Below are 24,850 nucleotides of genomic sequence, written 5' to 3' on the forward strand. Positions count from 1 at the left end.
CAGTAACCTTCCAGCAATTGTCCTGAACCTGATAGTGCCCCCCAGGCCAACTCGGCACCATGGTTTCCAACAATTCACTCATATTGGGTTAACAAGATATGTACCGTGGCTTCTGGTATGCACAGGCGCTCGATCTCGACAGTCATCTCGCTCCGACGCTTGAAGGTAATGAACAGGCCGATGTCTGCATCATCGGCGGTGGCTATCTCGGCTTGTGGTCGGCCATCCGGCTCAAGCAGGCTCATCCGACCTGGCGGATCGTGATCATCGAGCGCGACCGCTGCGGTTCCGGCGCCAGTGGACGCAACGGCGGCATCGCCACCAACTGGTGGGCCAAGTACCTGTCGGTCATGAGCATCTGCGGCGAGAAGGAAGCACGCCGGATCTGTGAGGCTGCCGAGTCCGCCATCGACGAGATCGGCAGTTTCTGCCGTGAGCACGATATCGATGCCCAGTACCGCAAGGACGGCTGGCTGTGGACCGCCAGCAACAAGCGCCAGGTCAACTCCTGGAAGGTGCTGACCGATAGCCTGGAGCAGCACGGGGTCAACCCGTTCCAGACCCTCACCCCGGAGCAGGTGCGCCAGCGCACCGGTTCACCACGGATGATGGGCGGCATCTTCGACCCCAACGCCGCCACCGTGCAGCCGGCCATGCTGGCCCGTGGTCTGCGCCGTGTGGCCCTGAAGCTGGGCGTGGTGATCTACGAGAATTCGCCGCTGACGCACCTGGAGCGCAGCGAGCAGCCTGTGGTGCACACCGCTGGCGGCCGGATCCAGGCGAAGAAAGTGGTGGTGGCGATGAACGCCTGGGGCGCGCAGTTCCCGGAATTGCGTCGCATGGTCGCCATCATGTCCAGCGACATGGTCGCCACCGCGCCGGTCAAGAACCGTCTGGACCAGATCGGTTTCAGCGGCGGCGAATGCATCACCGACTCGCGCACGGTGCTGAACTACTACCGCAACACCCCCGATGGCCGCATCGTATTCGGCAAGCCCCTGGGCCAGTTCGCGTTCGCCGGCAAGATCGGTGATCTGTATGAGCGGCCAACGCCCGCAGCGGAGAAAGTCGCGGCCGAGATGTACAGCTTCTATCCGCAGCTCAAGGACGTCCCGGTGGTGAGCAGCTGGACCGGTCCTATCGACCGCGCCATGAAGGGCTTGCCGAACTTCGGCCGGCTCGGCGGGCACCCGAACATCGTGTTCGGTATCGGTTTCTCGGGTAACGGTGTCGCCACCACGGTGTTTGCCAGCCGGATCATCAAGTCGCTGGTCGAGGATGCCAATGACGAATGGTCCAACTGTGGCCTGGTGAACCAGAAAATGAAGATGTTCCCGCCAGAGCCGTTCCGTTTCATCGGGGCTCATATGGTGCGTGACGCGCTGGTGCGCAAGGAGTCCCTGGAGGACGAAAACCAGGATGCCAGTTTCCTGACCACGCAACTCGCTTCGCTGGCACCGGCCGGCTACGTCCCAGCACAAAAAAAATAGGAAAGTATTCATGAAGCATCGCGTCGTATTTCTCGATGACGAGGGCATCGGGCCGGGCGTCGTCATCCCTGACTTGCCCTTCGAGCACGAGTGGGTGAGTTATCACTACACCCAACCGGAACAACTGGTCGAACGCCTGAAAGGGGCGACCGTCGCCCTGACCTGCAGTGTCCCCCTGCGCGAGGAGCATCTTTCCCAGTTGCCGGACTTGCAGATGATTTCCCTGGCGCTGACCGGCACCGACATCGTCGACGTGGACTACTGCCAGGCCCGCGGCATCAAGGTTGGCAATGTGCCGGGTTATGCCACCAACACCGTGGCCGAACATTCCGTCGCCATGATGTTCGAGTTGTTTCGCCGGGCATCCAGCTACCACCGCCTGATGCAACAGGTGCATGCCGGTACCCATGAGCCGAAGAACATCTACTTCGACTTCCCGATTCGCGATTTGCGTGGCCGCCTGCTAGGCATCGTCGGCAATGGCCCGATTGCCAAGCGTGTCGCCGAACTGGGCAAGGCCATCGGCATGAAGGTGAGCTTTCATGACCGTGGCGGACGTTATTCCGGGCCGGGTTTCGTCTCCCTGGATGAGCTGTTGCGCAACAGCGATGTGCTGATGATCAACTGCCCGCTCACCGAGGAGACACGAGATCTGGTCGGTGCCGCGCAGTTGGCGCAGATGAAGCCGGATGCGGTGATCGTGAACACCGGTCGTGGTGGTGTGGTCAACGAGGCCGCGTTGATCGACGCCATGGAGCGCGGCCAGCTCGGCGGCGCCGCGGTGGATGTCCTCGAGCAGGAGCCGGCGCAGCCGGACAATCCGATCTTCCGGCTGATCGACCACCCCAATTTCATCCTCAACCCCCATGTGGCCTGGAGCAGCCAGGACGCCATGCAAGGATTGATCAACCAGGCACTCGGCAACATTGCCCAGTTCGTCAACTCGACACATAGCCCAGCCTTGCGCTCAGGAGCCGCACGATGACCAGCCCCCTCAAAAGCAGCTTTGTAAACGGCGCGTTCGTCGAGCCGAGCGGTGCCGAGCAGATCCTGGAAAACCGCAATCCGTCCGACCCGCGCGACATCGTCGATCGTTTCGCCCGTGCCGACGAACAACTGACCCACGTTGCCGTCGAGGCTGCCAATGCCGCGGCGTCTGCCTGGGCTGCCAGCAATCCGCAGCTGCGCGCCGACGTGCTGGACCGCATCGGCAGCGAGATCCTGGCGCGTCGTGAAGAGCTCGGTCGTTTGCTGGCGCGCGAGGAAGGCAAGGTGCTGCGCGAGGCGATGGGCGAGGTGGACCGTGCCGGACGTTCGTTCAAGTTCTACGCCCAGGAAGCATTGCGGGCATCGGGCGAGAAGTACGAATCGGTTCGTCCTGGTGTCGGCATCGACACCAGCCGTCAACCGGTGGGCGTAGTGGGCATCATCAGTCCCTGGAACTTCCCCATTGCCATTCCGGCCTGGAAGATTGCCCCGGCCCTGTGCTTCGGCAACTGCGTGGTGTTCAAACCGGCGGAAATGGTGCCGTCGTCGGCCTGGGCACTGGCCGAGATCATCTCTCGTTCCGGCCTGCCTGCGGGCGTGTTCAACATGTTGATCGGTCCGGGTCGCAGCGTCGGTGATGCGATGATGCGCCATCCGTTGGTAAAGGCCATCAGTTTTACCGGTTCGGAGCAGACCGGTCGCCAGATCGCGGCCATTGCCGTGGAGCGCATGGCCAAGGTGCAACTGGAAATGGGTGGCAAGAACCCGCTGATCGTCATGGACGATGCGGACATGGAAGTGGCGCTGGACGTCGCGCTCCAGGGTTCGTTCTTCTCCACCGGCCAACGTTGCACCGCCAGTTCGCGGCTGATCGTGACCGAGGGGATCTACCCCGAGTTCATCGCACGCCTGACCGAGCGCACCCGGGCCTTGAAAGTTGGCGATGCGCTGGACGCTTCGACCGATATCGGCCCGGTGGCGGATGCGAAACAGCTGGAAGTCGACCTGGACTTCATCCGTTCGGGGATTGCCGAAGGCGCCACGTTGGCTTGCGGTGGCGAGCGTCTGGTGCGCGAAGGTGGCGGTTACTTCCTCGAGCCGGCGCTGTTCGTCGATGTGACGCCGGAGATGCGCATCTATCGCGAAGAAATCTTCGGGCCAGTGCTGAGCGTCCTCAAGGTGCGCAACTACGAGGAGGCGTTTGCGGCTGCCGAAGACACGCCGTTCGGGCTCTCGGCAGGCATCGTCACCACTTCCCTGAAGCATGCCGAGCACTTCAAACGCAACTCCAGCGCCGGCATGGTCATGGTCAACCTGCCCACGGCGGGGGTGGATTACCACGTACCGTTCGGTGGTAACCGTGGCTCCAGCTACGGGCCACGGGAGCAGGGGACCTATGCCCGTGAATTCTTCACCCGAGTGAAAACCAGTTATCAACTGAGCTGAATGCGGTAGGCTTCACACGTTTATGCTGCAAACCCGAAAGGGAATGCAGCATTTTTTTTTGCGCCCTCCTATGGGGCTGAGGTGGCTTTATTCATGTCCAGACAGTTTGCCGAGGCGGCCTCGACTCATCACAGTCGCGGAATCGCTCTGTGCCTGACTTCGATGCTGGTGTTCGCTTCCCAGGATGGGATCACCAAATTCCTCGTCAAGGAGTTCTCCGTCGCGCAACTGCTGATGGTGCGTTACTGGGTGTTCGTGGTGTGTGTCGTTGGCTACCTGGCATGGAAAGGCGAGTTACGCGGCGCGGTGCGTAGCAAACTCCCCAGGCTCCAGGTCGTGCGTTCGCTATTGGCGCTGGGCGAGGCGGCGATTTTCGGTTGGGGGCTGAAGTACCTCGGGCTTGCCGATTGCCATGCGCTTTTCGCGGTGTTCCCGTTGTTGACCCTGGCGTTGGCAGGTGTCTTTCTCGGCGAGTTCATTGGCCTGCGCCACTGGGTCGCCGCGCTGGTGGGCTTCGTCGGTACCCTGGTCATCCTGCGGCCCGGTTTCGGCATTTTCGATCCGGCGGCGTTGATTCCGTTGCTGGCGGCGACAACTTTTGCCGTGTACAACCTGCTGTCCCGACGTATAAGCCAGACCGATTCATTCGCTACCAATATGCTGTACATGGCGGTGATCGGCGCCATCGCTTCCACCTGCTTCGGGATTCCCGCGTGGCAGGCCCCAACGCCTGTGCAGTGGGGCCTGCTCGGGGTGTATGCAGTCGCCGGGATGACAGGGCACCTGTTGCTGATCAAGGCGTTGGAGTTTGCCCCGGCCGCCGTCCTGCAACCGTTCAATTACTCATTGCTGGTCTTTGCGACGTTGGTGGGGTTGTTGGTTTTCGGTGAATTTCCCGATCTGCATACCATTGCCGGCGGGCTGCTGATCCTCGCCGGCGGGATCTATGCGGTGCGGGCGAGGTAGGACCTGCTGAGTCCACCAGGGTCATGGCCTAATGCTGTTCACTTAAGAAAAACGATGAACCTGTGGCGAGGGGATAAATCCCCTCGCCACAATGAACCGGGCAAGTCTTAGGTGAACAGCATTAGGGTCATATCTAGGTTTTCAACTTCTCGATGACATACTGCGAAACGATCAGGTCCAGGTGCGCGCCGCCGGCATTCTTGTAGACCGTCCTGTCGCTGGCCTGGCGCGAGAACGACGTGTCCTGGCAAAGAGCGAACAGGTCGCCTTCAATCTGCGCCTCGGTAATAGCGCCTGTTTGCAGCGGCCCCTGGATGTCCCCTGAGCAGGCTGATGTCGAGTGATCGTCGACGAAGATGCGTGCGCCTTTCAATGCTTCGTCATCGGCCTCGCGCATGTCGGCACGGTAGCCGCCTACCAGGTCGACATGAGTGCCGGGGCGGACGAATTCCCCGCGAACCAGAGGCGTGGTGCTGCTGGTGGCGCAGGTGATGATGTCGGCCTTGCGCACAGCAGCGTCGAGGTCGCTCACGATGCTCACGTTCAGGCCTTGCCCGCTGAGTTCGTCATGGAAATCGCAGAGCTTGGACGCCGTGCGGTTCCACAGCAGAACTTCATTGATCGAGGGACGAATGTGCAGATAGGCCTGGATCAGTGCCTGGGCAATGGGGCCTGCGCCCAGTACCAGCAGGACCGAGCTGTCTTCCCGGCTCAGGCGCTGTGCGGCCAGGGCGGAGTCGGCGGCGGTTTTCCAGCGGGTGATTTCAGGTCCGTCCAGAATCGCGCTGATGGCCCTGGATACTTCGTCGATGACCACGAACGCCGCATGTTCGGTCGGCAGGGCAGGGGTTGCGCGGCTGTTGGCCGGGTACATGGACGCAACCTTGATGCCGGCACCCAGGCCCGGCAGGACCACGCCCCGACTGAGCAGGCCATAGTCGGCGTCACCGATGAAGAAGCTGTCACCGAGGGGGCGTTCCCCCAGGTGAGCCGTGCGCAGGGCATCCAGTATGTCGCCCCAGTTGATCGATGCACGGATGTCCTGAGCCGGGATGATTCGCATCGCGCGTTCCTTTCAAAAAGACCTGCAAAAAAAGGCCGGTCAAAAAAAAGAGCGCCATCGGTACAGACTGATGCGCGCCCAAAGGTTGGATGGAGAGGAGCGGAGCCCCGTTCAGGCACTCCGCGAAACAGCGGTGTAACGGATCAGGCCCAGATGTCGCCGATGGTGAAGCCTTCCGGGAACGGATCGTCGTGTTCCAGCACCAGGGTGTTGAGGCCATAGATCCAGCTTTTGCCGGTAATGGTCGGCACCACGGCCTTTTTATCGCCGATGCTGGTCTCTTCCAGCAGGCGCCCGGTGTAGATGTTGCCGATCAGGCTCTGGTGACGGAAATCCTGGTTCAGCGGCAACTCGCCCTTGGCGTGCAGGGTAGCCATCTTGGCGCACGTGCCGGTGCCGCAAGGGCAGCGATCCAGTGCACCGGTCCAGGTGGTCGGATCGTCCCAGGAGAAGGCGCCGGAGGCCATGGTCACGGCGTTCTTCCAATCGGCTTTCGGGTCTTCGCTCGGGCCGGACAGTTGGGAAATGGTGATGCCTACACCTGGGTAATCAGGGTGCGCGACCGGCAACTGCTCGATGGCCGCCTGGCGAATCATCGAAGAAACCCGGGCAATCTCGGCGCCGTGCTGCGGGATCAGCTCCAGGCCTTTGAACTGGCGAACGTCGGCAATGACGTAGAACATGCCGCCCCAGCCCACATCCACGGTGACCTTGCCCAAGTGCGGTACATCGATGACTGCGTCCAGGTGAGCGGCGAAGGCGGGGACGTTCTTGAAGGTGACACCCTTGACCTTGCCGTCCTTGCACTCGGCGCGGATGCGGATCAGGCCGGCGGGGGCTTCCAGGGTCAGCTCGGTGACCGGTTCCTTCATTGGCAGCATGCCCATTTCCAGCAGCACCGTGACCACTGAAATGGTGTTGCCGCCGGACATCACCGGGTATTCGATCTGCTCCAGGATGATGTAGCCGGCATCGGCTTCCGGGTGGCCGGGCGGAACGATGATGTTGCAGCAGTGCGCCGGATAGCCACGGGGCTCACGCAGCAGCAGCTTGCGCAGCCCGTCATCGTTGGCTTCCATCCATTTCATCTTGTCATGGACGGTATTGCCGGGAATGTGAGGGATCCCGCCGGTGACCACGCGCATTGGCGTGCCGGCGTGGGTATCGACTGCGTGAATGGTTCTTTTGAAGGTCATGTTTCTACCTGCTCACAATGTGCGAAAGCCCAGGGCTTCCAGTTGTTCTTACGGCAATGGCCGTGCATGCACGACCCTTGCCGCTCAGGGTGTCAGTAGCTCGCGGCGCTGGCCTGTTGCAGGTCCAGGGAGCGGGTTTCCGGTGCCATCAGCCAGGTGAAAAAGAGGCCGACCATGGAGATGCCGAAGGCGACGATCATGGTGTTGGCAATCCCGATGGAGGTCAGCGACAGCGGTACCAGATAGGTGCCGACTGCGGCGCCGATCCGCGAAAGCGAGGTCGACAGGCCGACGGCGGAGCCGCGGATCTCGGTCGGGAACAGTTCGTTCGGATAGACGTATTGCAGAACCTGGGCGCCGCCGATGAACAGGGCATAGCTGCCGAACAGGATCAGTGTCAGTTGCGCCGAACCTTCCGGGAACAGCCCCAGCGCCAGCAGGGCGAGGCCCGACCACAAGAAGCTGTGCATGAGCATGTTGCGCCGACCCAAGGGATTGATCAGCTTCACGCCTGCCAGGCAGCCGAAAACGAACATGACCGTGATTGCCACTGCGCCCCAGGCGGCCATGTCACCGGTCAGGCCCATGGCGTTCAGGATGCGCGGTGCGAAGGCATAAATGGCGAATTGCGGAATGATGGAGCAGGTCCAGAAGATGCTGACGAAGAAGATGCGCTTGCCGTAGGTCGAATGAAACAGTGACCAGACCGAGATCTTGCGGGTCGGGGCCTTTTCCGGAAGATTGGCGATGGAGTACTGGTTGCCATAGACCTTCTTGATCACTTGGTCCGCGTCCTGGGTGCGGCCCTTGCTCAGCAGCCAGCGCGCCGATTCCGGGGTGCCTGCGCGCATGATCAGGAACAGCACGGCCGGAACCACTGCACTCGCCAGCGCCCAGCGCCAGGCATCGGGCTCGCCACTCCTGAGGATGAGTTCACCGGCCACATAGGCCACGGCGGCACCGACGAACCACATCAGGACCAGGCTCGCCAGGATGGAGCCGCGCTGTTTCTTGGGCAGGAACTCGGCCAGCAAGGAGGTTGCCAGTGGATGGTCCGCGCCGATGGCAATGCCCAGCAGCAACCGCAACGCAATCAGCGACCAGGCGGTGGTCACCCAGAACTGGGCGAGCGAGAACACTGCCAGTGCAACCAGCACCAGTACGTACAGGGTCTTGCGGCCAAGCTTGTCGGTAAACAGACCACCGACGAAGCCGCCGAGGAACATGCCCACCAGCGCCGCCGCTGCAACCATGCCCTCTTGCAGGGTGCTCATTTGCAGCGATTGGCTGATCTGCGCCATGACGACGCCGATGATGCTGAGGATGTAGCCGTCCAGGAATGGAGCGCCGGACGAATAGACGGCGAGCTTCTTGTGGAAACTGTTCAGCGGTGCGTCTTCCAGCGAAATCTTGTAATTGTCAGGCATGCTTGCCTCCTTAACGCTTAGGCATGCCTGCTTATTGTAGAAGCCTCGCAGTGCGACGCTCGTGCAATAAGCAGGGAGTATCTTTTTTAGAGTTGTGTGTGATCGGTGGCCGGTACTATCGCACCTCGCCTGATAGGGCCATATAACAGGTCTGACGGCTTATAGGAGGTTCCTACTGGCGGACGGAACGTGCCGGACAGCGCCTGCGAAGGCGTTTTGCCACCTGTTTCGGGCTTCCCGGGTCGTCAGATTCCGAGGCAGAGGTATTTGATTTCCAGGTAGTCCTCGATGCCGTACTTGGAGCCTTCACGGCCCAGGCCCGAAGCCTTGATGCCGCCGAACGGCGCGACTTCGTTGGAGATCAACCCGGTATTGACGCCGACCATGCCGTATTCCAGGGCCTCGGCCACACGGAATACACGAGCCAGGTCGCGGGCATAGAAGTACGAGGCCAGGCCGAACTCGGTGTCGTTGGACAGCGCGATCACTTCGGCTTCGTCTTTGAAGCGGAACAGCGGCGCCAGCGGACCGAAGGTCTCTTCCTTGGCCACGGCGGCGGTTTTCGGGACGTTGGTCAGGATGGTCGGCTCGAAGAAATTGCCTTGCATCGGCTTGCCACCGGCCAGTACGGTCGCGCCTTTGCCCACGGCATCGGCGATGTGTTCCTGGACCTTGGCGACGGCTTTCTCGTCGATCAGCGGACCGGTGGTGGTGCCGTCTTCCAGACCGTTGCCGATCTTGAGCTTGGCGACCGCGGCCTTGAGTTTCTCGGCGAACGCGTCGTACACCGAATCCTGGATGTACAGGCGGTTGGCGCAGACGCAGGTCTGGCCGTTGTTGCGGTATTTGGAAATGATCGCGCCTTCGACGGCCTTATCCAGGTCCGCGTCGTCGAACACGATGAACGGCGCGTTGCCGCCCAGCTCCAGGGAGACCTTCTTGATGTCCTTGGCGCATTCGGCCATCAGCTGGCGACCGATTTCGGTCGAACCGGTGAAGGACAGCTTGCGCACGATCGGGTTGCTGGTCAGCTCGCCACCCACGTCCCCGGCGCTGCCGGTGACGACGTTGAAGACACCGTTCGGGATACCGGCGCGTGCCGCCAGCTCGGCGAGAGCCAGGGCGGAGTAGGGCGTCTGCGAGGCGGGCTTGAGCACCATGGTGCAGCCGGCGGCCAGTGCCGGGCCGGCCTTGCGGGTGATCATCGCGGCGGGGAAGTTCCACGGGGTAATGGCGGCGGTCACGCCGATCGGTTGCTTGATCACGATCAGGCGCTTGTCGGGCTGGTGACCGGGAATCACATCGCCATAGACGCGCTTGGCTTCTTCGGCAAACCATTCCAGGAACGAAGCCGCGTAGACGATTTCGCCTTTGGCTTCGGTCAATGGCTTGCCCTGTTCGAGGGTCATCAGGCGCGCGAGATCATCCTGGTGTTCGATCATCAATTCGAACCAGCGCCGCAGTTTGCCGGCGCGCTCCTTGGCGGTCAGTGCACGCCAGGCCGGTAGCGCCTTGTCGGCGGCTTCGATGGCGCGACGGGTTTCGGCGGCGCCCATCTTTGGCACGGTGCCGATGGTTTCGAGGGTGGCCGGGTTGCTGACCTTGAGGGTCTGGCCGCTGTCGGCGTCGGCCCAGGTTCCGTCGATGTAGGCTTGCTGACGGAACAGCGAAGTGTCTTTGAGTTGCATGGGGCGTTCCTGGTCATGCGTGGCGAGGGCGCTGACTCGCCACGGGTTCGGTTCTGTGAACGGATCGAGGGGGTCAGACTTGCGCGCTACGCGTTCTGAGCTCGGTGTTGAGGATGTGATCGTTCTCGGAGTAGTCCACCGGGCAATCGATCACGTGTACGCCTGGCGTGTTCAGGCAATCTAGCAGCAGCGGCAGGAAACCCTCGGCGCTCTCCACCCGGTGACCCTTGGCGCCGTAGGCTTGGGCGTACTGGACGAAGTCCGGGTTGCCGTAGTCCAGGCCGAAGTCGGTGAAGCCCATATTGGCCTGCTTCCAGCGGATCATGCCGTAGCCGTCGTCGCGCAGGATGATCACTGTCAGGTTCATCTTCAGGCGCACCGCGGTTTCCAGTTCCTGGCTGTTCATCATGAAACCGCCGTCACCGCACACCGAAACGACCGGGCGATCCGGGTGTACCAGATGCGCAGCCATGGCCGATGGCAGGCCGGCGCCCATGGTCGCCAGGGCATTGTCCAGCAGCACGGTGTTGGGCTTGTGCGCCTTGTAGTTGCGGGCGAACCAGATCTTGTAGATGCCGTTGTCCAGGGCCACGATGCCTTCGGACGGCAGGGCGCGACGGACGTCGGCAACCAGGCGTTGCGGGTAGACCGGGAAGCGGTCGTCGTCGGCGCCTTCGACGATCTGCGTTTCGTTCGCCTCACGGATCGCCATCAAACGGGTGAAATCCCAATGCGAGGTGTCGCCCAGGGCTTCGCCGATCTGCCACACGGCGTTGGCGATGTCACCGATCACTTCGATCTGCGGGAAGTACACGGCATCAACTTCCGCCGAGCGGAAGTTGATGTGGATGACTTCCGTGCCGCCCCGGACCATGAAGAACGGTGGCTTCTCGATCACGTCGTGGCCGATGTTGATGATCAGGTCGGCAGCTTCAACGGCGCGGTGGACGAAGTCGCCGGACGACAGCGCGGCGTTGCCGAGGAAGCGCGGGTGGCGCTCGTCGACCACACCCTTGCCCATCTGGGTGGTGATGAACGGGATGCCGGTCTGGTCGATCAGCTGCTTGAGGACCTTGGCGGTCATCTTGCGGTTGGCGCCGGCACCGATCACCAGGATCGGGCTGCGGGCGGTCTTGAGTTTTTCGACGGCGGCTTCGACGGCCTTGTGCTCGGCCAGCGGACGACGGTGCAGGCTCGGCGGGATCGGCAGGCTGTCGGTCTGCTCGGCGGCGATGTCTTCCGGCAACTCCAGGTGCACGGCGCCCGGTTTCTCTTCCTCGGCCAGGCGGAACGCCTCACGCATGCGGGCCGGAATGTTATCGGCCGAGGCGAACTGGTGGGTGTACTTGGTGATGGGCGCCATCATGCCGCACACATCGATGATCTGGAAGCGGCCCTGCTTGGACTTCTTGATCGGCTTCTGGCCGGTGATCATCATCATTGGCATGCCGCCCAGATACGCGTAGGCACTGGCGGTGACCAGGTTGGTCGCGCCAGGCCCCAGGGTCGACAGGCTGACCCCGGTCTTGCCGGTCAGTCGGCCGTAGGTGGCGGCCATGAAACCGGCGGACTGCTCGTGGCGCGTCAGCACCAGCTTGATCTTCGACTTGCGCAGGGACTCCAGCAGGTCGAGGTTTTCTTCGCCGGGAATGCCGAACACATACTCGACGCCTTCGTTCTCCAGACATTGCACAACCACATCGGCGGCCTTGGCCATTTTGCTTGCTACCTCGTTGTTCTATGAAGCATTCATGAGCGGTTTTTCACTATCGCATCCGATTGTGCGACGGCCATATAACGGGAGGGACAGCTGATGGGAGGTTCGGGGGCGCGGCTCGGCAGGATAGGTCCGGAGGTCAACGTTTTTGCTTCTCTGAGGGAGGAAACCTGCTGGCAATCGTCATTATCGTTATAGGATTGAAAACGGGCTCGCTCCAGAATCGCTATACGATCTGGAGACCTCAACGCCGTGAAAATAAAAGAAATACCCGCCGATAACGACGCCTGCGGCTGGTTCCACCTCAGCAAGCAGAGAGCCCCGCGTCCTGCCCGCAGCGGCCAGGTTCGCGCCCGTTGGGCCGTTGTCGGGGCAGGCTTCACCGGGCTGGCCGTGGCGAGGCAGTTGGCGCTGAACTTTCCCACCGATGAAATCGTTCTGATGGAAGCCCAGGAGGTCGGCTTCGGCACTTCGGGGCGCAACTCGGGCTTTGCGATTGACCTGCCTCACGATATCGGCGCGCCTGACTACATCGGCGATCCAGCCATCGCCTGCATGCACCTGAAGCTGAACCTGTACGCCCAGGATCTCCTGGCGTCGCTGGTTTCCCGGTACGGCATCGACTGTCAGTTGAGCCGGGTGGGCAAATACCAGGCGGCGGTCGAGGACAAGGGCCTGAGGATTCTGGAGGCCTACCGGGGCGGGCTGGAAAAACTCGGCCAGGCGTTCGAGATCATCGAAGGCCAGGACCTGCCGGCGCATCTGGGCACGTCGTTCTACCGCAGGGCGTTATACACGCCCGGCACGATGCTTTTACAACCCGCGAGCCTGGTCAAGGGGTTGGCGGACAGCCTGCCCGACAACGTTTCACTCTTCGAGAACTGCGCGGTGACAGGGGTTGAATATGCCGATCCCATCGTGCTGACCCACGCCAAGGGCACCGTCGTGGCCGACAAGCTGGTGCTCGCCAATAACGCTTTCGCCACGCAGTTCGGTTTTCTCAAGGGGCGACTGCTGCCGATCTTCACCTACGCCAGCATGACCCGCCCGCTCACTGAAGAAGAGCAGGCGCGCTTAGGTGGCAAGGAGCAGTGGGGCATCATCCCCGCCGACCCTTTCGGCAGTACGCTGCGCCGCACGCCTGATCAACGCCTGCTGGTGCGCAACAGTTTCGATTACCACCCCAACGGCAAGACCACCCCGGGCCTGCTCGCGAAAGCGCAGCAGGCGCAGCGCAAGTCCTTCGAGCGGCGCTTCCCCATGCTGCCCGACGTCGGGTTCGAATACACCTGGGGCGGTGCGCTGTGCATGACCCGTAACCATGCCGGGCATTTCGGCGAGCTGGCACGCAATGTCTACGGCGCCCTCGGTTGCAATGGCCTGGGCATCACCCGGGGTACCGGCACGGGCACGCTGCTGGCCGATTGGTTGGCCGGCAAGAGCAACGACCTGATCGAGTTTCTGCGGTGCTCCGAAGGTCCGAATGCGAATCCACCGGAGCCACTGCTCTCCTTGGGCATCAATACCAACCTGCGCTGGGGACAGTACCGGGCGGGTCGGGAAAGCTGATTGATGATCAACCGCCCCGATACTGGCCAGTGATATTGGGGCACCCCTGAACACTTACGAGGAACCCTGCAAATGTCCATCAAACCAACCGTAATCAAACAGGCCGAACAATCCCCCATGGGCGAGCTGGCCCCGGCCAAGCTGCCTATCGGCGATGTCGTCGCCCAGTCGCGCCTGGGGCAGGACAGCACACTCGAAGCGTCCGGCGCCTCGGTCGGTGTCTGGGAATGCAGCCCTGGTGTTTTCCGCCGGCACATTATGAACCGCGAATTCAGCCACGTGATTTCCGGCTGGTGCATCTTCACCCCGGATGGCGGCGAGCCCGTCGAGTTGCATGCCGGCGACGCGGTGTTCTTCCCGGCCAACTGCGAAGGCATCTGGGACATTCGCGAGCAGTTCCGCAAGACCTATGTGATTTTCTAAAGGGATACGCGAATGATCACTCGAATTGATGCATCCCACCGCGCCAGTAAGCTGGTCATCGCCGGTGATCGGGTCGAAACCTCCGGCCTGGTCGCCAACGACTGTTCAGTCGGCATCGCCGGACAGACGCGGGATGTGCTGGCGCAGCTCGACGCGTTGCTGGCAAAGGCCGATGTCGGTCGGGAAGGCCTGATGCGCGTACAGATCTGGCTGGCCGACATGAAGGATTTCGAGGCGATGAATGTGGTGTACGACGCCTGGGTCGGTGGCGCGCACCAGCCAGCGCGGGCCTGTGTCGGCTCGCAATTGGCCAGTGCCGATTACCTGATTGAGATCCAGGGCTGGGCTCAGCGCTGATACCCAGCAGGCAACAATTTGTGGCGAGGGAGCAAGATCCCTCGCCACAGTACAAATCCTGCTGGCAATCGTCCTTTTCCTTATAGGCGGCAAATTGCCGCGGTCTCAAAATCGACTCATGCGATGGAGAGTCGATCATGAAAATACAAGAACTCCCTGCTGACGATTGTCCCAGCGGCCACCTGGTCAGGAGCCGCCACTCCCTTCTGTTTGCTTGCGTTCCGGTGCCGTGACCCGGTAGGGCAGAGCAAGGCCCGGTCCGTCCGGAAAATCAACAACAAGAAAAACAGGTGAACTGATGAAGGCGATCGGCGTGCTCGGGGTGGGTGCTCTCACCGAGAAGGTGGTGAGAGGCTTGCGCAGAGGTGGTTTCTCGGCCCCTATCTATTTGAGCCCCCGCAATGTGGAACGGGCGGAAAGTCTCGCCAGGGATTACGACTGCGACGTACTGGCGGACAATCAGGCGGTGGTCGATGCCTCGCGCATTCTGCTGCTGGGTGTTCGTCCCGACCAATTGGAATCGCTCGCCCATAGCGTCGATATCGGCCCCCGGCACCAATTGGTGTCCTTCATCTCGGGCGTCAGTCATCGCGAGTTGATGCGCTTGTTCGGCACCGACAAGACCATTCGTTCGATGCTCTCCTATGCCGCCGAAACCAACAGCACCAACGTGGTCCTGAACCCACCGTCGAAAGAGATCACGGCGCTGTTCGACTCACTGGGAACGTTGGTTCCGGTGGAGCGCGAAGACCAGTTCGAACTGGCGACCGTCGCGGCCTGCATGAACGGTTGGTTCTATTTCCTCCTGCATGACCTGCATCGCTGGATCGCCGACAAGGGCTTCGATCCGGCTCAGAGCAGGCAGTTGATTCTCGGCAGCCTGAGCGACTGCATTGCATACGCCAGGCTTCGAGAAGACCAGTCTTTCGCCAATCTCGGCAAGTCCATTGCCACGTCGGGCACCTATACGGCGCTTGGCCTCGAGATGCTGGACCTGCACCAGGCGAATGCAGCATGGAGCGCTGCTTGTGAAATTGTTCTAGATGCACTGTTAACAAAAACACAAGAGGGTGACCGCAAATGAAAAAAACAAACGACGTGTCCTTCAACAGCCAGACACCTTGCGCCGGGGCGGGCGCAGCCAGCAAGAAAGGAGGTGGGGTCAAGAAGTTCCTTTTCGCCACGCCCCTGGTGTTCGGCCTGGCTGCCGGTGTATCGGCTGCCAATGCCGCGCAATGCGGCGCTGTCACCATCGCCAGCATGAACTGGGCATCGGCCGAGCTGCTGGCCGAAGTGGACAAATTCATCCTGCAGAACGGCTATGGCTGTGATGCCAGCGTCGTGCTGGGGGATACCGTGCCGACCCTGACCTCCATGGCTGAAAAGGGCAAGCCGGACGTGGCCCCCGAGTCCTGGACCAGCCTGCGCCCACCGATCACCCAGAAGAACATTGAAGAAGGCAAGTTGCTGATCGCCAGCAAATCCCTGGCTGAAGGGGGTGTACAGGGCATCTATATTCCCAAGTTCATTGTCGATGCTCACCCCGACATCAAGACCATCGCCGATGCACTGAAGCATCCCGAACTGTTCCCGGATCCGGAGGACAGCTCGAAAGGTGCCTGGTCCGCGGGTCAGCAAGGCTGGGGCGGTACCATCATCGCCAGCCAATACTACAAGGCCTACAAGGCCAAGGAAGCGGGCTTCAACCTGGTCGATACCGGCTCGGCAGCCGGACACGACGGCTCGCTCGTGCGCGCCTATGAGCGCAAGAAGGGCTGGATCGGCTACTACTGGGAGCCCACGTCGCTGCTCGGCAAGTACGAGATGGTGCGCCTTCCTTCCGGCGCGCCTTACGACGCGACCGAGTGGAACCGCTGCAACAAGGTGGAAAAGTGCCCGGATCCAAAGCCTAACGAGTGGCCAGCCGATGAGGTCAACACCATCGTGACCAAGTCGTTCGCCAGTCGTTCCGGCCCAGCCTACGAATACCTCCAGCACCGTTCCTGGCCGAACGCAATGGTCAGCCGCATGCTGGCCTGGATGGCCGACAACCAGGCCACGGGTGCCGACGGCGCGAAGGAGTTCCTGAAGAAGAACCCGGATGTGTGGGCCAAGTGGGTGTCGCCTGAAGCCGCCGGGAAGATCAAGTCAGCCTTGTAGTTTGCAGCGTGACGCAGTGGCTCCGGCCACTGCGTCATCACGGCCGGGAAGCAACAGGAATGAGCCCGGCAATATTGGAAAAAGGTATCAAAAATGAGCTGGTTTCATGAGTTTCCTCATATGAACGATGACTCCCTCCGTAGCCTGAAACAGGCTATCGACGATGGGTTCCGGTCATTCACACGCGGCTACGGCGACGGCATTGAAAGCTTCTTCGCACCCCTGCAAAAGTTCTTGCTGCTGTCCGAGCAGTTCATGACACAGACGCCGTGGCCGATCATCATTCTCATCGTCCTGGCCATCGCCTGGGCTGCAAGCCGGAGTGTGAAGGTCGTGCTGGGTGCGCTCGTCACGCTGCTCGCCATCGGCTACCTGGACATGTGGGACGACTCGATGCGCACGATCTCGATGATCTTCGTCTGCACCATCCTGTCGATCGTCATGGGCTTGCCGATCGGCATTCTCATGGCCCGTTCGGAGCGTTTCCAGAGGATGGTCAATCCCGTGCTCGACGTCATGCAGACCATGCCGAGCTTCGTCTACCTGATTCCCGTGGTCATGCTGTTGGGCATCGGTCGGGTGCCCGGCCTGATCGCGGTGGTGATCTATGCGATTCCGCCGATGATCCGCATGACCAATCTCGGCATTCGCCTGGTGGACAAGGACGTGCTCGAAGCCGCCGATGCCTTTGGTTCCTCCAACTGGCAGAAACTCAAGAACGTGCAGTTGCCGCTGGCGTTGCCGACCATCATGGCGGGCATCAACCAGACGATCATGATGGCCCTGGCGATGGTGGTCATTGCCTCGATGATCGGCGTGCAAGGCCTCGGCCAGCCGGTGCTCAAGGCCATTGCCAACCAGTATTTCACCCTCGGTATCTTCAACGGCCTTGCCATCGTCGGCATCGCTATCATCTTCGACCGCGTCAGCCAGGCCTATGGGCACAGGCTCCAGAAACACCGGGAGATCGTCCATGGCTAATCAACACTTCGACGGCATCAAGATCCGTCACCTGTACAAGATCTTCGGCCCCGATGCGGCCAAGCACATCGAGGCGGTGAAAAAAGGCCTGACGAAAACCGAGCTGATCGAGCGCTACGGCCACGTCCTCGGCCTGAAGGACATCAATCTGGAAATGCGCTCCGGGGAGATCCAGGTGATCATGGGGCTGTCCGGTTCAGGCAAGTCCACGTTGATCCGCCACATCAACCGGTTGATCGATCCGACGGCAGGTGAAGTGTTGGTCAACGGCGTGGATGTCGCCAAGATGAACCAGAGTGACCTGCGCGAGTTCCGCCGGTTGCAGACGGCGATGGTGTTCCAGAAGTTCGCCTTGCTGCCCCATCGCAACGTGCTCGAAAACACTGTCTATGGCCTCGATATCCAGAAGCTTCCGCGCTCCAAGAGTATCGATATCGCCATGCGCTGGCTCGAACGGGTAGGGCTCAAAGGTTTCGAGAAGCGCTATCCCAACCAACTCTCGGGCGGCATGCAGCAACGTGTGGGCCTGGCCCGGGCGCTGGCCAACGACGCGCCGGTGCTGCTGATGGACGAAGCCTATTCGGCCCTTGACCCGCTGATCCGCGTGGATATGCAGACCGTGCTGCTGGACCTGCAGAAGGAGATCAAGAAGACCATCGTGTTCATCACCCACGACCTGGATGAAGCGTTGCGCCTGGGTGACCAGATTGCGATCCTGCGCGATGGCGAGGTCATCCAGCAGGGCTCCAGCCAGGATATCGTCCTGCGGCCTGCCGATGAATACGTCGCGAACTTCGTCAAGGAGGTCAACCGGGGGCGCGTGCTGCAAGTCGAAACCGTCATGGTGCAACCGTCCGCGGGCGCGCCTTCGAGCGGCCTGACGATCACCGCGGGCACCACCGTCGAGGACGCGATGCGCAAGCTGGCATCGGCACCGGATGGAGAGGTTTGCGTGGTCGATGCATCGGGCAAACCCATTGGTGCCGTGACGCTGCGGCGGCTGGCGGAAGCCATGGTCAACGCACATGAAGCGCCAGGCGTCAGCAGTCCTTCCCTTGCAGTAGTGCGCTGAAGTCATTCACGACCCTGACCGGTAAGCGGTCAAAGGAAACCCCGATGCGCGCCGGTAACAGCAGGCGTACATCGGGGTTTTTTTGCAGCTTGAGAATGTTATCTGCAAGCGTCCTGGCTGCCGGCCTCTGGTCTGGTTTGTACCGATGGAGTCATGTCCAGGGTCAGCATCTGGATCAGGCCCAACACCATGATCACCCCGATCGAAATCACGATCAGCCAGTTGCTGAGCCAGCCGGCCTCGGGTGTGCGCGGCCATGCCAGGTTGATGATCGATGCAACGCCGAACAGCAGGGCAATGGATTTGACCACGATGGCGCTGGCCCCCAGCCGGAAGTCACCGTCGGGACGCCAGCCACGGAGGCTGGCGATCAGCGAGACGATCACCACCATCTGGAACGACAGGTAGATGCCGGTGGTGGTGAAGCTGATGATCTGGGTGGCGGCGTTGCTCGACACGAAACCGATCGACAGGATCAGCAAAGTGGTGACCGCGGTGGCCCAGAGGGCTGCGACAGGCTGGCGACGGCGGGTGCTCAGGCGTCCCAGGACACTGGCGCCGACAATCATGTTGTCGCGACCGAGGGAGAAGAACAGCCGGCTGGCCGAGGCGATGACCGAGGTGACCGCACTGACCACCACCGCCAATAGGCACACCAGCGTCAACTTCATGCCCAGGGGGCCCATCACTTGCAACAGGGCGGCACCGATGGGGTCGGCCAGCGAGCCGTCGGCGGCCGCGCTGATGTCCGGGACCGCCAACAGCAGGCCCAGCGTCATGAGCAATGCCGAACCACCGCCACAGACGATCGTCAGCAGCATGGCGCGAGGCACGGCCTTCGAGGCGCCGCTGACTTCTTCGGCCAGGTCGCCGCAGGCTTCGAAGCCGTAGAAGATCCAGACGCCGATCAGGCTGGCGAAGAACAATGCAGCGGTGTAGTTGCCGTCACCGCGCCCGAAGTTGTCCCACAGGATCGAGATGGGCTGCACATGGCCGAAGATGAGCATGTAGCCGCCACAGATCCCCAGGCCGATCAACCCGGCCCAGACGCCGATTTCAGTCAGCTTCGCCAATACGCGGGTGCCGGCAAAGTTGGCCAGGATCGCGATCATCGCAATGGAGATGCCGGCCAGTGCGTTGAATTGCGGCGAGACCGGTACGTCCAGGATGATCGCCAGGAACGGTGCACCTCCGGCGGCGATACCGGCACCGGTGCCGACCAGGGCAAACAGGTACATCCAGGCCGTCAGGAACCCCCAGCGTTCGCCACCCAGGCGCCGTGCCCACTGGTAGATACCGCCGGCAATGGGATAGGCCGATGCCGCTTCGGCGAACACCAGGCAGACGAACACCTGGCCCGCCAGCACCGCGAGCATGGTCCAGAAGAAGGGCGGGCCGGCGGCGATCATGGCGGTGGCGAAGAGTGCAAACACCCCGGCCATCGGGCTCATGTAGGAATAGCCAAGGGAAAAGTCGGCGAACAATCCGAGGACACGACGAAACTCCGGGCGGTAACCCAGCGCCAACAGCCGTGCGTCTTCACTTTGGTCCACTGAGGAACCGGGTTTGGTAGCGTTTGACATGTTCAACTCCCTAAACGCGTTCAGGCGTATGAGGTAGGGGCGGGTGGGGTCAGCCTTTCGAGTACCAGCCGTTATCGACATAGAGCGCGGCGCCGTTGACGAAACTGGCTTCGTCGGAGAGCAGGAACAGCGCGGCCGCGGCGGCTTCTTTGGCTTCGCAGATTCGCACTTGGGTGTTTGCCAGCCCCGAGTCTTCCCAGGTCTGTCCCTGGGAATCGAGCTGGTCGAGTTCGCGCAGGCCGTGGGCGGTACGCACGAAACCCGGGCATATCGCATTGCAACGAATGCCCTGGTCGCGGTATTCGGCCGAGATGGAACGCGCCAGTTGCAGGACGGCACCCTTGGTCATGCAGTACACGCTTTCCAGGGCAAAGCCTTTTTCGCCGCCGATGGAAGAGGTGATGACGATGCTGCCCTTGCCGCGTGCCAGCATCCCGGGTAATACGGCGCGGCAGGCGATGAAGGCCGACCGGGCGTTGATCGCCATCAGGTCGTCGTACTCTTCGACGCTGGTTTCATGCAGGGGCTTCACGACGATGGTGCCGGCGTGATTGAACAATGCATCGATCCGGCCCAATGCCTCGGTTGCGGCATCGATGGCGGCGATCAACTGTTCGGCGTTGCCGACGTCGGCCTGGAAGAAATTCGCTTTGCCGCCCTGTGCGCGAATGCTCTCGACCACCTGGGTGCCTGCGACAAGATCCCTGTCGATGATCGCCAGCTCCGCTCCCTGCTCGGCAAACATCACGGCGGCGGCTTTCCCCATGCCGCCGGCGCCCCCCGTAATCAGGACTTTCTGTTGATCCAATCTTGGTTTGTTTCTCATCGATCACTCCCGTTGTGCCGTTGGAATTTTTGCTATCGGTCTATTGGTCTGGAGTTAATACCAATAGACCATCGCGAAAAATGCCTGTCAATCGGCAACGGGAAGGGTGTCGTTATCAGGTAAACGGGCGTAAAGGCACCGGCCAGGTGATGGCCTTAACTGACTGTAATAAAAGAGAAATATGACGGGAAGGGATTTTTCTAGACAAAACCGACTATGTCGCCCAGCCGAACCCTGTCGGTGGCGATCAGTGCGCGAGAGGCGTCCTGCGCCTGATCGCCGTTGCGCGCCTTGATCGCTTCCAACAGCTTCCGGACCGCGTCCAGATCGGGTTCGATGGCGGGAAGCACAAAGACTGCGAGCTGGGCGTCTTCGATGGATTTGGACAGCAGCGGGTTATGGGAAGCGGCACCGAGGGCCAGGTAGAACATGGATTCGGCGCGCCGTAGCATGGCCGAGTTATCGGCTGCCTTGATTGCACTGAAGGCTGACTCCAGGGCGGCAAGATCGGTCGGCGTGCGGCGAGCCGCGGCATGCCGGGCAGCAGTGGGTTCGACGGCCTCCCGAAACTCGAGCATGCGCATGACCATCGCCGGGTCGCGGCTCAGGCGGCGGGACGATATCTCCCGGAGCACTTCAAGGTCGTTGACGAACGCACCGCCGCTCGCGCCCCGACGCACCACGAAGTAGCCCTCGGTTTCCATCACCCGAAGCGCTTCTCGCAAGGTAACCCGCGAGACGCTCAACTGGTCGGCCAGGGTTCTTTCCGGCGGCAGTCTTTCGCCGGGCAACAGCAGCCCGAGGTGGACATGACGGCGCAGTACCTCGACCGTCAGGCCGTAGGCGGATTGCTGCTCGACTGCTTGAAGGCCCCAGAGCATCCGTCAAATGGCCGTGAACGTGTTGTCCACGAAAATCTCGGCTCCGTTGATGAAGCTCGACTCCTCGCTGGCCAGGAACAGCGCCACGTTGGCGACTTCCTCCGGCTCACAAATCCTTCCCTGCATGATGTTCAGATCCTGTTCCGAGGCGAAGACGCCATAGGCGCGCAACTGCGCGATTTCGTGTTCGCCGTGGCGGGTGCGAACGAAGCTGGGGCAAATGGTATTGCTGCGGATGCCTTTGTCCCGGTACTCGACGGCGATGGCGCGTGCCAGTTGGTGCATGGCCGATTTCGATGCGCAGTAGAGCGATTCCAGATGGGTAATCGCCTTGACGCCGGAAGAGCTGGTGCTGATCAGCACGCCATAACCACGCTTGAGCATGTCCGGCAGGACCAGGCGGGTCATCAGGAACGCACTCTTGGCATTGTTTTCCATCATCTCGTCCCATTCGTCGATGGAAAACTCCAGGAAGGGTTTCACGATGATGGTGCCGGCGTGGTTGAACAGAATGTCGATCTGCCCGAATTTCGCGATGGTTGCGGTGACGGCGTGCTCGGCTTGATCGGGTTTGGAAACATCCGCTTCGACGAAGAACGCCGCCAGGCCCTGGGCGAGGAGTTCCTGTTCCAGCTTTCGGCCCGCCTCGGCATCCCTGTCGACGATGGCGACCTTGGCAGATTCGCGCGCAAACAATCGGGAGGAGGCCGCGCCGGCACCATTGGCTCCGCCCGAGATCATGGCAACGCGTCCAGCTAGTCGATCTCCGGGACGGCTCATGCGGTCGAGGCCTCTGGTGTGGGAATCGCTGAATCATACGGTTGCGGGCAACGGCTATCAAGGAAGGACGCTTGCGGCCGTCCAGGCCGTTTGTCCATATGTGTGCCGCTCCCGTCCATTGTGGGCTGCGTTTACCTGAAGACGACGTGTCGCACACGGCCCGCGTGGCGGCGTTCTCGGACAACCACCCCTGAGGACTGCGTCGAACCTCAATGACCAGGACATTCAAATTGCGACAGGAAACATTCCTGTTAACGACCTTGGATGGCGAGCATTACTAACATAACTGGCTGTTTTTAAAGGAATATCTCTATTTTCTATGTGTGTTTTTACAGTATTTTCTGTGTATACATACAAAATACAAAAGCGTTGACGATGCTGGCCACCCGTGCGAGGCTGGATTCAACAAGAAGCCGTACGCTTATTTGACTGCCTCGGGAGGTCATCGTGAAAAACGGCAAAAGCACACTTTATGACGACCTCAAGCGTCAGATTCTCACGATGGAGCTGGATCCGGACGAGGTGCTGGACGAGGTTGCCATCAGCGAGCGCTACGGCCTCTCCAGGACTCCGGTACGGGAAGTTTTCAGGCGTCTTGCCGGCGAGGGGTATATCCAGATCAGGGAGAACCGCGGTGCCCGGGTGATTCCCATGAACCACTCGACCTTGCGCAATTTTTTCCTGGTCGCGCCCATGGTCTATGCCGCGATCGGCCGTCTGGCCGTGCTCAACTTCAAGGCTCATCAACTGGCTGAGCTGAAGGAAACCCAGCGGCGTTTTCGTGCGGCGACGGTGTCCCGTGATGCACTGATGATGGTGGTCGAGAACAACCGGTTCCACGCCATCATGGGTGAGATGTCAGGCAACCAGTACCTGGAACCCAGCCTGGAACGATTGCTGATTGATCATGCCCGTATCGGTCACACTTTCTTCCGTCCCCGTGATGCGGATATGGAACAACGCCTGGAACTTTCTGCCGAGCATCACGACGCTTTTATCGTGGCGATTGAAAACCGTGATGAAAGTGCAGTCGTCGATCTGGTGTTTGAACACTGGGAACTTTCTCGGGAAAACATGGAAATGTTTATTGCTCCTCATGGAATGAGCGCAGACCTGTCATTCCAGATTAAATGATATTGGGCCGCGCTGGATGAGCGAAGGAACGATACGAACTTTGATGCCGAAGAGGCGAGGGAATTGAGTGTCAATCCAGTCCTGGATTGACAGGCAATAATAGCTGGAACAGAGGGTGAACTTGTTGTTGTATCCACGGGTTTCTGTTGTCTGGAGGCCAATATAATAAGTTTAAACGTTGATCGAGGAACACCATGAAAAAAATCTGGAAGGCCGTCTGCGCGGTCGCGATGTTGGGCATGGTCATGATGCCTGTCCACGCTGAAGAAAAAACCATCACCATGGGTACGCTGTCCTGGGAGGACTTGACGCCCATTACCGGTATTACCAAGAAAGTACTTGAGGATTCCGGTTACACGGTAAAAGTCGTTGAGTTTTCCGAATGGGGTATTGCCTACGCCGCCTTGAGCAAGGGTGATATCCAGGTCCTGGCTTCTCAAACGGATTACGCCGCGAACGACTACTGGAACAAAAACAAGAACCGTCTGGAAAAACTGTCGCCTGTTTCCTATGGACTGTACCAGGCCATTGCCGTACCGAAATATGTCGATATCGACTCTCTCGACCAACTTAATGCCAACGCTGACAAGTTTGGTGGAAAGATCATCGGTATCGAGCCGGGTTCGGGCTTGATGAACGACGCGACCAATGCAGTCAGTGCCTACGGCATCAAGTTGAAGTTGCTCGAAGGCAGTACCGCTGCGATGACCGCTGCTCTGAAATCGGCTGTCGATCGCAAGGAATGGGTCGCGGTAGCGATCTGGGAACCTTCGTGGATGGCGCAGAAGTTTGACCTGAAGTTCCTCAAGGATCCAAAAGGCATTTTCCCGCCACCACAAGGTTACTACTGGATCGGCCACAAGGATTTCTCCAAGAGCTATCCGCAAGCGCGTGAGCTGATGGCCAGCGTGTATGTGCCGATTGGCGATATCACCGCGATCAACGGTGAAGTCAAGGATGGCAAGACCATGGAACAGGCCATCAAAGGCTGGACCGACGGTCATGCCGATCTGCTGAAGCGTTGGGAAAACGTGAAGAAATAACAATGAGCAGGCCTGTGCGCCCGGGTCCATGGAGTCGGGCCGCACAGGCCACACATTGGTT

Annotated in this window: 22 protein-coding genes; 13 read left to right on the forward strand and 9 right to left on the reverse strand. The window is 60.7% G+C overall.

All coding sequences use genetic code 11. From position 1 onward, the window contains the following. Positions 1-98: 98 nt before the first annotated feature. The 4 genes from LOY67_RS12095 (at position 99) to LOY67_RS12110 (ending at position 4,889) form a co-directional block, all read left to right on the forward strand. Positions 99-1,490, forward strand: coding sequence for an NAD(P)/FAD-dependent oxidoreductase (locus LOY67_RS12095; RefSeq protein ID WP_265067386.1), 1,392 nt, complete (start codon positions 99-101; stop codon positions 1,488-1,490). 10 nt (positions 1,491-1,500) lie between these two features. Next, positions 1,501-2,475 carry a D-2-hydroxyacid dehydrogenase gene (locus tag LOY67_RS12100; protein ID WP_265067387.1) on the forward strand — a complete coding sequence of 325 codons (975 nt, stop codon included), beginning with the start codon at positions 1,501-1,503 and terminating at the stop codon, positions 2,473-2,475. Then, positions 2,472-3,923 (forward strand): aldehyde dehydrogenase family protein, encoded by a 1,452-nt coding sequence (locus LOY67_RS12105; protein ID WP_265067388.1) that lies wholly within the window; start codon positions 2,472-2,474, stop codon positions 3,921-3,923. The genes LOY67_RS12100 and LOY67_RS12105 overlap by 4 nt, the downstream gene beginning before the upstream one ends. Positions 3,924-4,016: 93 nt before the next feature. Next, positions 4,017-4,889 (forward strand): DMT family transporter, encoded by an 873-nt coding sequence (locus tag LOY67_RS12110; RefSeq protein ID WP_265067389.1) that lies wholly within the window; start codon positions 4,017-4,019, stop codon positions 4,887-4,889. A gap of 133 nt (positions 4,890-5,022) precedes the next feature. Here the strand turns inward: LOY67_RS12110 and LOY67_RS12115 are convergent, their stop codons facing one another. The 5 genes from LOY67_RS12115 to LOY67_RS12135 all read right to left on the reverse strand — a co-directional run bounded on the left by LOY67_RS12115 (position 5,023) and on the right by LOY67_RS12135 (position 11,980). Beyond that, entirely contained in the window at positions 5,023-5,952 is a 930-nt protein-coding gene (locus tag LOY67_RS12115; RefSeq protein WP_265067390.1) for an ornithine cyclodeaminase family protein, read from the reverse strand. Positions 5,953-6,095: 143 nt separating this feature from the next. Beyond that, positions 6,096-7,148 carry a proline racemase family protein gene (locus LOY67_RS12120; RefSeq protein ID WP_265067391.1) on the reverse strand — a complete coding sequence of 351 codons (1,053 nt, stop codon included), beginning with the start codon at positions 7,146-7,148 and terminating at the stop codon, positions 6,096-6,098. Between the two features lie 92 nt (positions 7,149-7,240). Beyond that, positions 7,241-8,575, reverse strand: coding sequence for an MFS transporter (locus LOY67_RS12125; protein ID WP_265067392.1), 1,335 nt, complete (start codon positions 8,573-8,575; stop codon positions 7,241-7,243). Between the two features lie 245 nt (positions 8,576-8,820). Beyond that, positions 8,821-10,263 (reverse strand): NADP-dependent succinate-semialdehyde dehydrogenase, encoded by a 1,443-nt coding sequence (gabD, locus tag LOY67_RS12130; protein WP_265067393.1) that lies wholly within the window; start codon positions 10,261-10,263, stop codon positions 8,821-8,823. Between the two features lie 73 nt (positions 10,264-10,336). Continuing rightward, the gene (locus LOY67_RS12135) at positions 10,337-11,980 is read right to left on the reverse strand and encodes an acetolactate synthase large subunit (protein WP_265067394.1); all 1,644 of its coding nucleotides are present in this window, start codon (positions 11,978-11,980) and stop codon (positions 10,337-10,339) included. Between the two features lie 252 nt (positions 11,981-12,232). Between LOY67_RS12135 and LOY67_RS12140 the strand changes: the two genes are divergently transcribed. The 7 genes from LOY67_RS12140 (at position 12,233) to LOY67_RS12170 (ending at position 18,542) form a co-directional block, all read left to right on the forward strand. Then, positions 12,233-13,549, forward strand: a complete 1,317-nt coding sequence (locus LOY67_RS12140; RefSeq protein ID WP_265067395.1) for an NAD(P)/FAD-dependent oxidoreductase — start codon at positions 12,233-12,235, stop codon at positions 13,547-13,549. A gap of 72 nt (positions 13,550-13,621) precedes the next feature. Then, complete coding sequence (locus tag LOY67_RS12145; RefSeq protein WP_265067396.1) at positions 13,622-13,972, forward strand: cupin domain-containing protein; 351 nt, start codon at positions 13,622-13,624, stop codon at positions 13,970-13,972. A gap of 12 nt (positions 13,973-13,984) precedes the next feature. Next, the gene (locus LOY67_RS12150; RefSeq protein ID WP_265067397.1) at positions 13,985-14,329 is read left to right on the forward strand and encodes a RidA family protein; all 345 of its coding nucleotides are present in this window, start codon (positions 13,985-13,987) and stop codon (positions 14,327-14,329) included. Positions 14,330-14,627: 298 nt separating this feature from the next. Continuing rightward, on the forward strand, positions 14,628-15,413 hold the full coding sequence (locus tag LOY67_RS12155) for an NAD(P)-binding domain-containing protein (protein ID WP_265067398.1): 786 nt from the start codon (positions 14,628-14,630) through the stop codon (positions 15,411-15,413). Continuing rightward, positions 15,410-16,489: an ABC transporter substrate-binding protein gene (locus LOY67_RS12160; protein WP_265067399.1), complete on the forward strand. Its 1,080-nt coding sequence runs from the start codon at positions 15,410-15,412 to the stop codon at positions 16,487-16,489. Before LOY67_RS12155 ends, LOY67_RS12160 begins: the two co-directional genes overlap by 4 nt. Positions 16,490-16,609: 120 nt before the next feature. Then, on the forward strand, positions 16,610-17,470 hold the full coding sequence (locus tag LOY67_RS12165; protein ID WP_265067400.1) for an ABC transporter permease: 861 nt from the start codon (positions 16,610-16,612) through the stop codon (positions 17,468-17,470). Then, the gene (locus LOY67_RS12170; protein WP_265067401.1) at positions 17,463-18,542 is read left to right on the forward strand and encodes a quaternary amine ABC transporter ATP-binding protein; all 1,080 of its coding nucleotides are present in this window, start codon (positions 17,463-17,465) and stop codon (positions 18,540-18,542) included. Before LOY67_RS12165 ends, LOY67_RS12170 begins: the two co-directional genes overlap by 8 nt. Before the next feature lie 98 nt (positions 18,543-18,640). Here LOY67_RS12170 and LOY67_RS12175 read toward each other — a convergent pair whose 3' ends face one another. The 4 genes from LOY67_RS12175 to LOY67_RS12190 all read right to left on the reverse strand — a co-directional run bounded on the left by LOY67_RS12175 (position 18,641) and on the right by LOY67_RS12190 (position 22,612). Next, the gene (locus LOY67_RS12175) at positions 18,641-20,125 is read right to left on the reverse strand and encodes an amino acid permease (RefSeq protein ID WP_265067402.1); all 1,485 of its coding nucleotides are present in this window, start codon (positions 20,123-20,125) and stop codon (positions 18,641-18,643) included. Between the two features lie 49 nt (positions 20,126-20,174). Beyond that, positions 20,175-20,951 carry an SDR family NAD(P)-dependent oxidoreductase gene (locus LOY67_RS12180; protein WP_265067403.1) on the reverse strand — a complete coding sequence of 259 codons (777 nt, stop codon included), beginning with the start codon at positions 20,949-20,951 and terminating at the stop codon, positions 20,175-20,177. 200 nt (positions 20,952-21,151) lie between these two features. After that, complete coding sequence (locus LOY67_RS12185; RefSeq protein WP_265067404.1) at positions 21,152-21,832, reverse strand: FadR/GntR family transcriptional regulator; 681 nt, start codon at positions 21,830-21,832, stop codon at positions 21,152-21,154. Between the two features lie 3 nt (positions 21,833-21,835). Next, positions 21,836-22,612: an SDR family NAD(P)-dependent oxidoreductase gene (locus LOY67_RS12190; protein WP_265067405.1), complete on the reverse strand. Its 777-nt coding sequence runs from the start codon at positions 22,610-22,612 to the stop codon at positions 21,836-21,838. A gap of 447 nt (positions 22,613-23,059) precedes the next feature. Here LOY67_RS12190 and LOY67_RS12195 point away from each other — a divergent pair, with 447 nt between their 5' ends. Together LOY67_RS12195 and LOY67_RS12200 are read left to right on the forward strand one after the other, a co-directional pair. Next, a complete protein-coding gene (locus tag LOY67_RS12195; protein ID WP_265067406.1) occupies positions 23,060-23,746 on the forward strand; it encodes a GntR family transcriptional regulator in 687 nt (228 codons plus the stop codon). 194 nt (positions 23,747-23,940) lie between these two features. Beyond that, positions 23,941-24,789, forward strand: a complete 849-nt coding sequence (locus LOY67_RS12200; RefSeq protein WP_265067407.1) for a glycine betaine ABC transporter substrate-binding protein — start codon at positions 23,941-23,943, stop codon at positions 24,787-24,789. Positions 24,790-24,850 lie beyond the last annotated feature (61 nt).

The sequence above is a fragment of the Pseudomonas sp. B21-056 genome (assembly GCF_026016325.1).
Taxonomy (GTDB): Bacteria; Pseudomonadota; Gammaproteobacteria; order Pseudomonadales; family Pseudomonadaceae; genus Aquipseudomonas.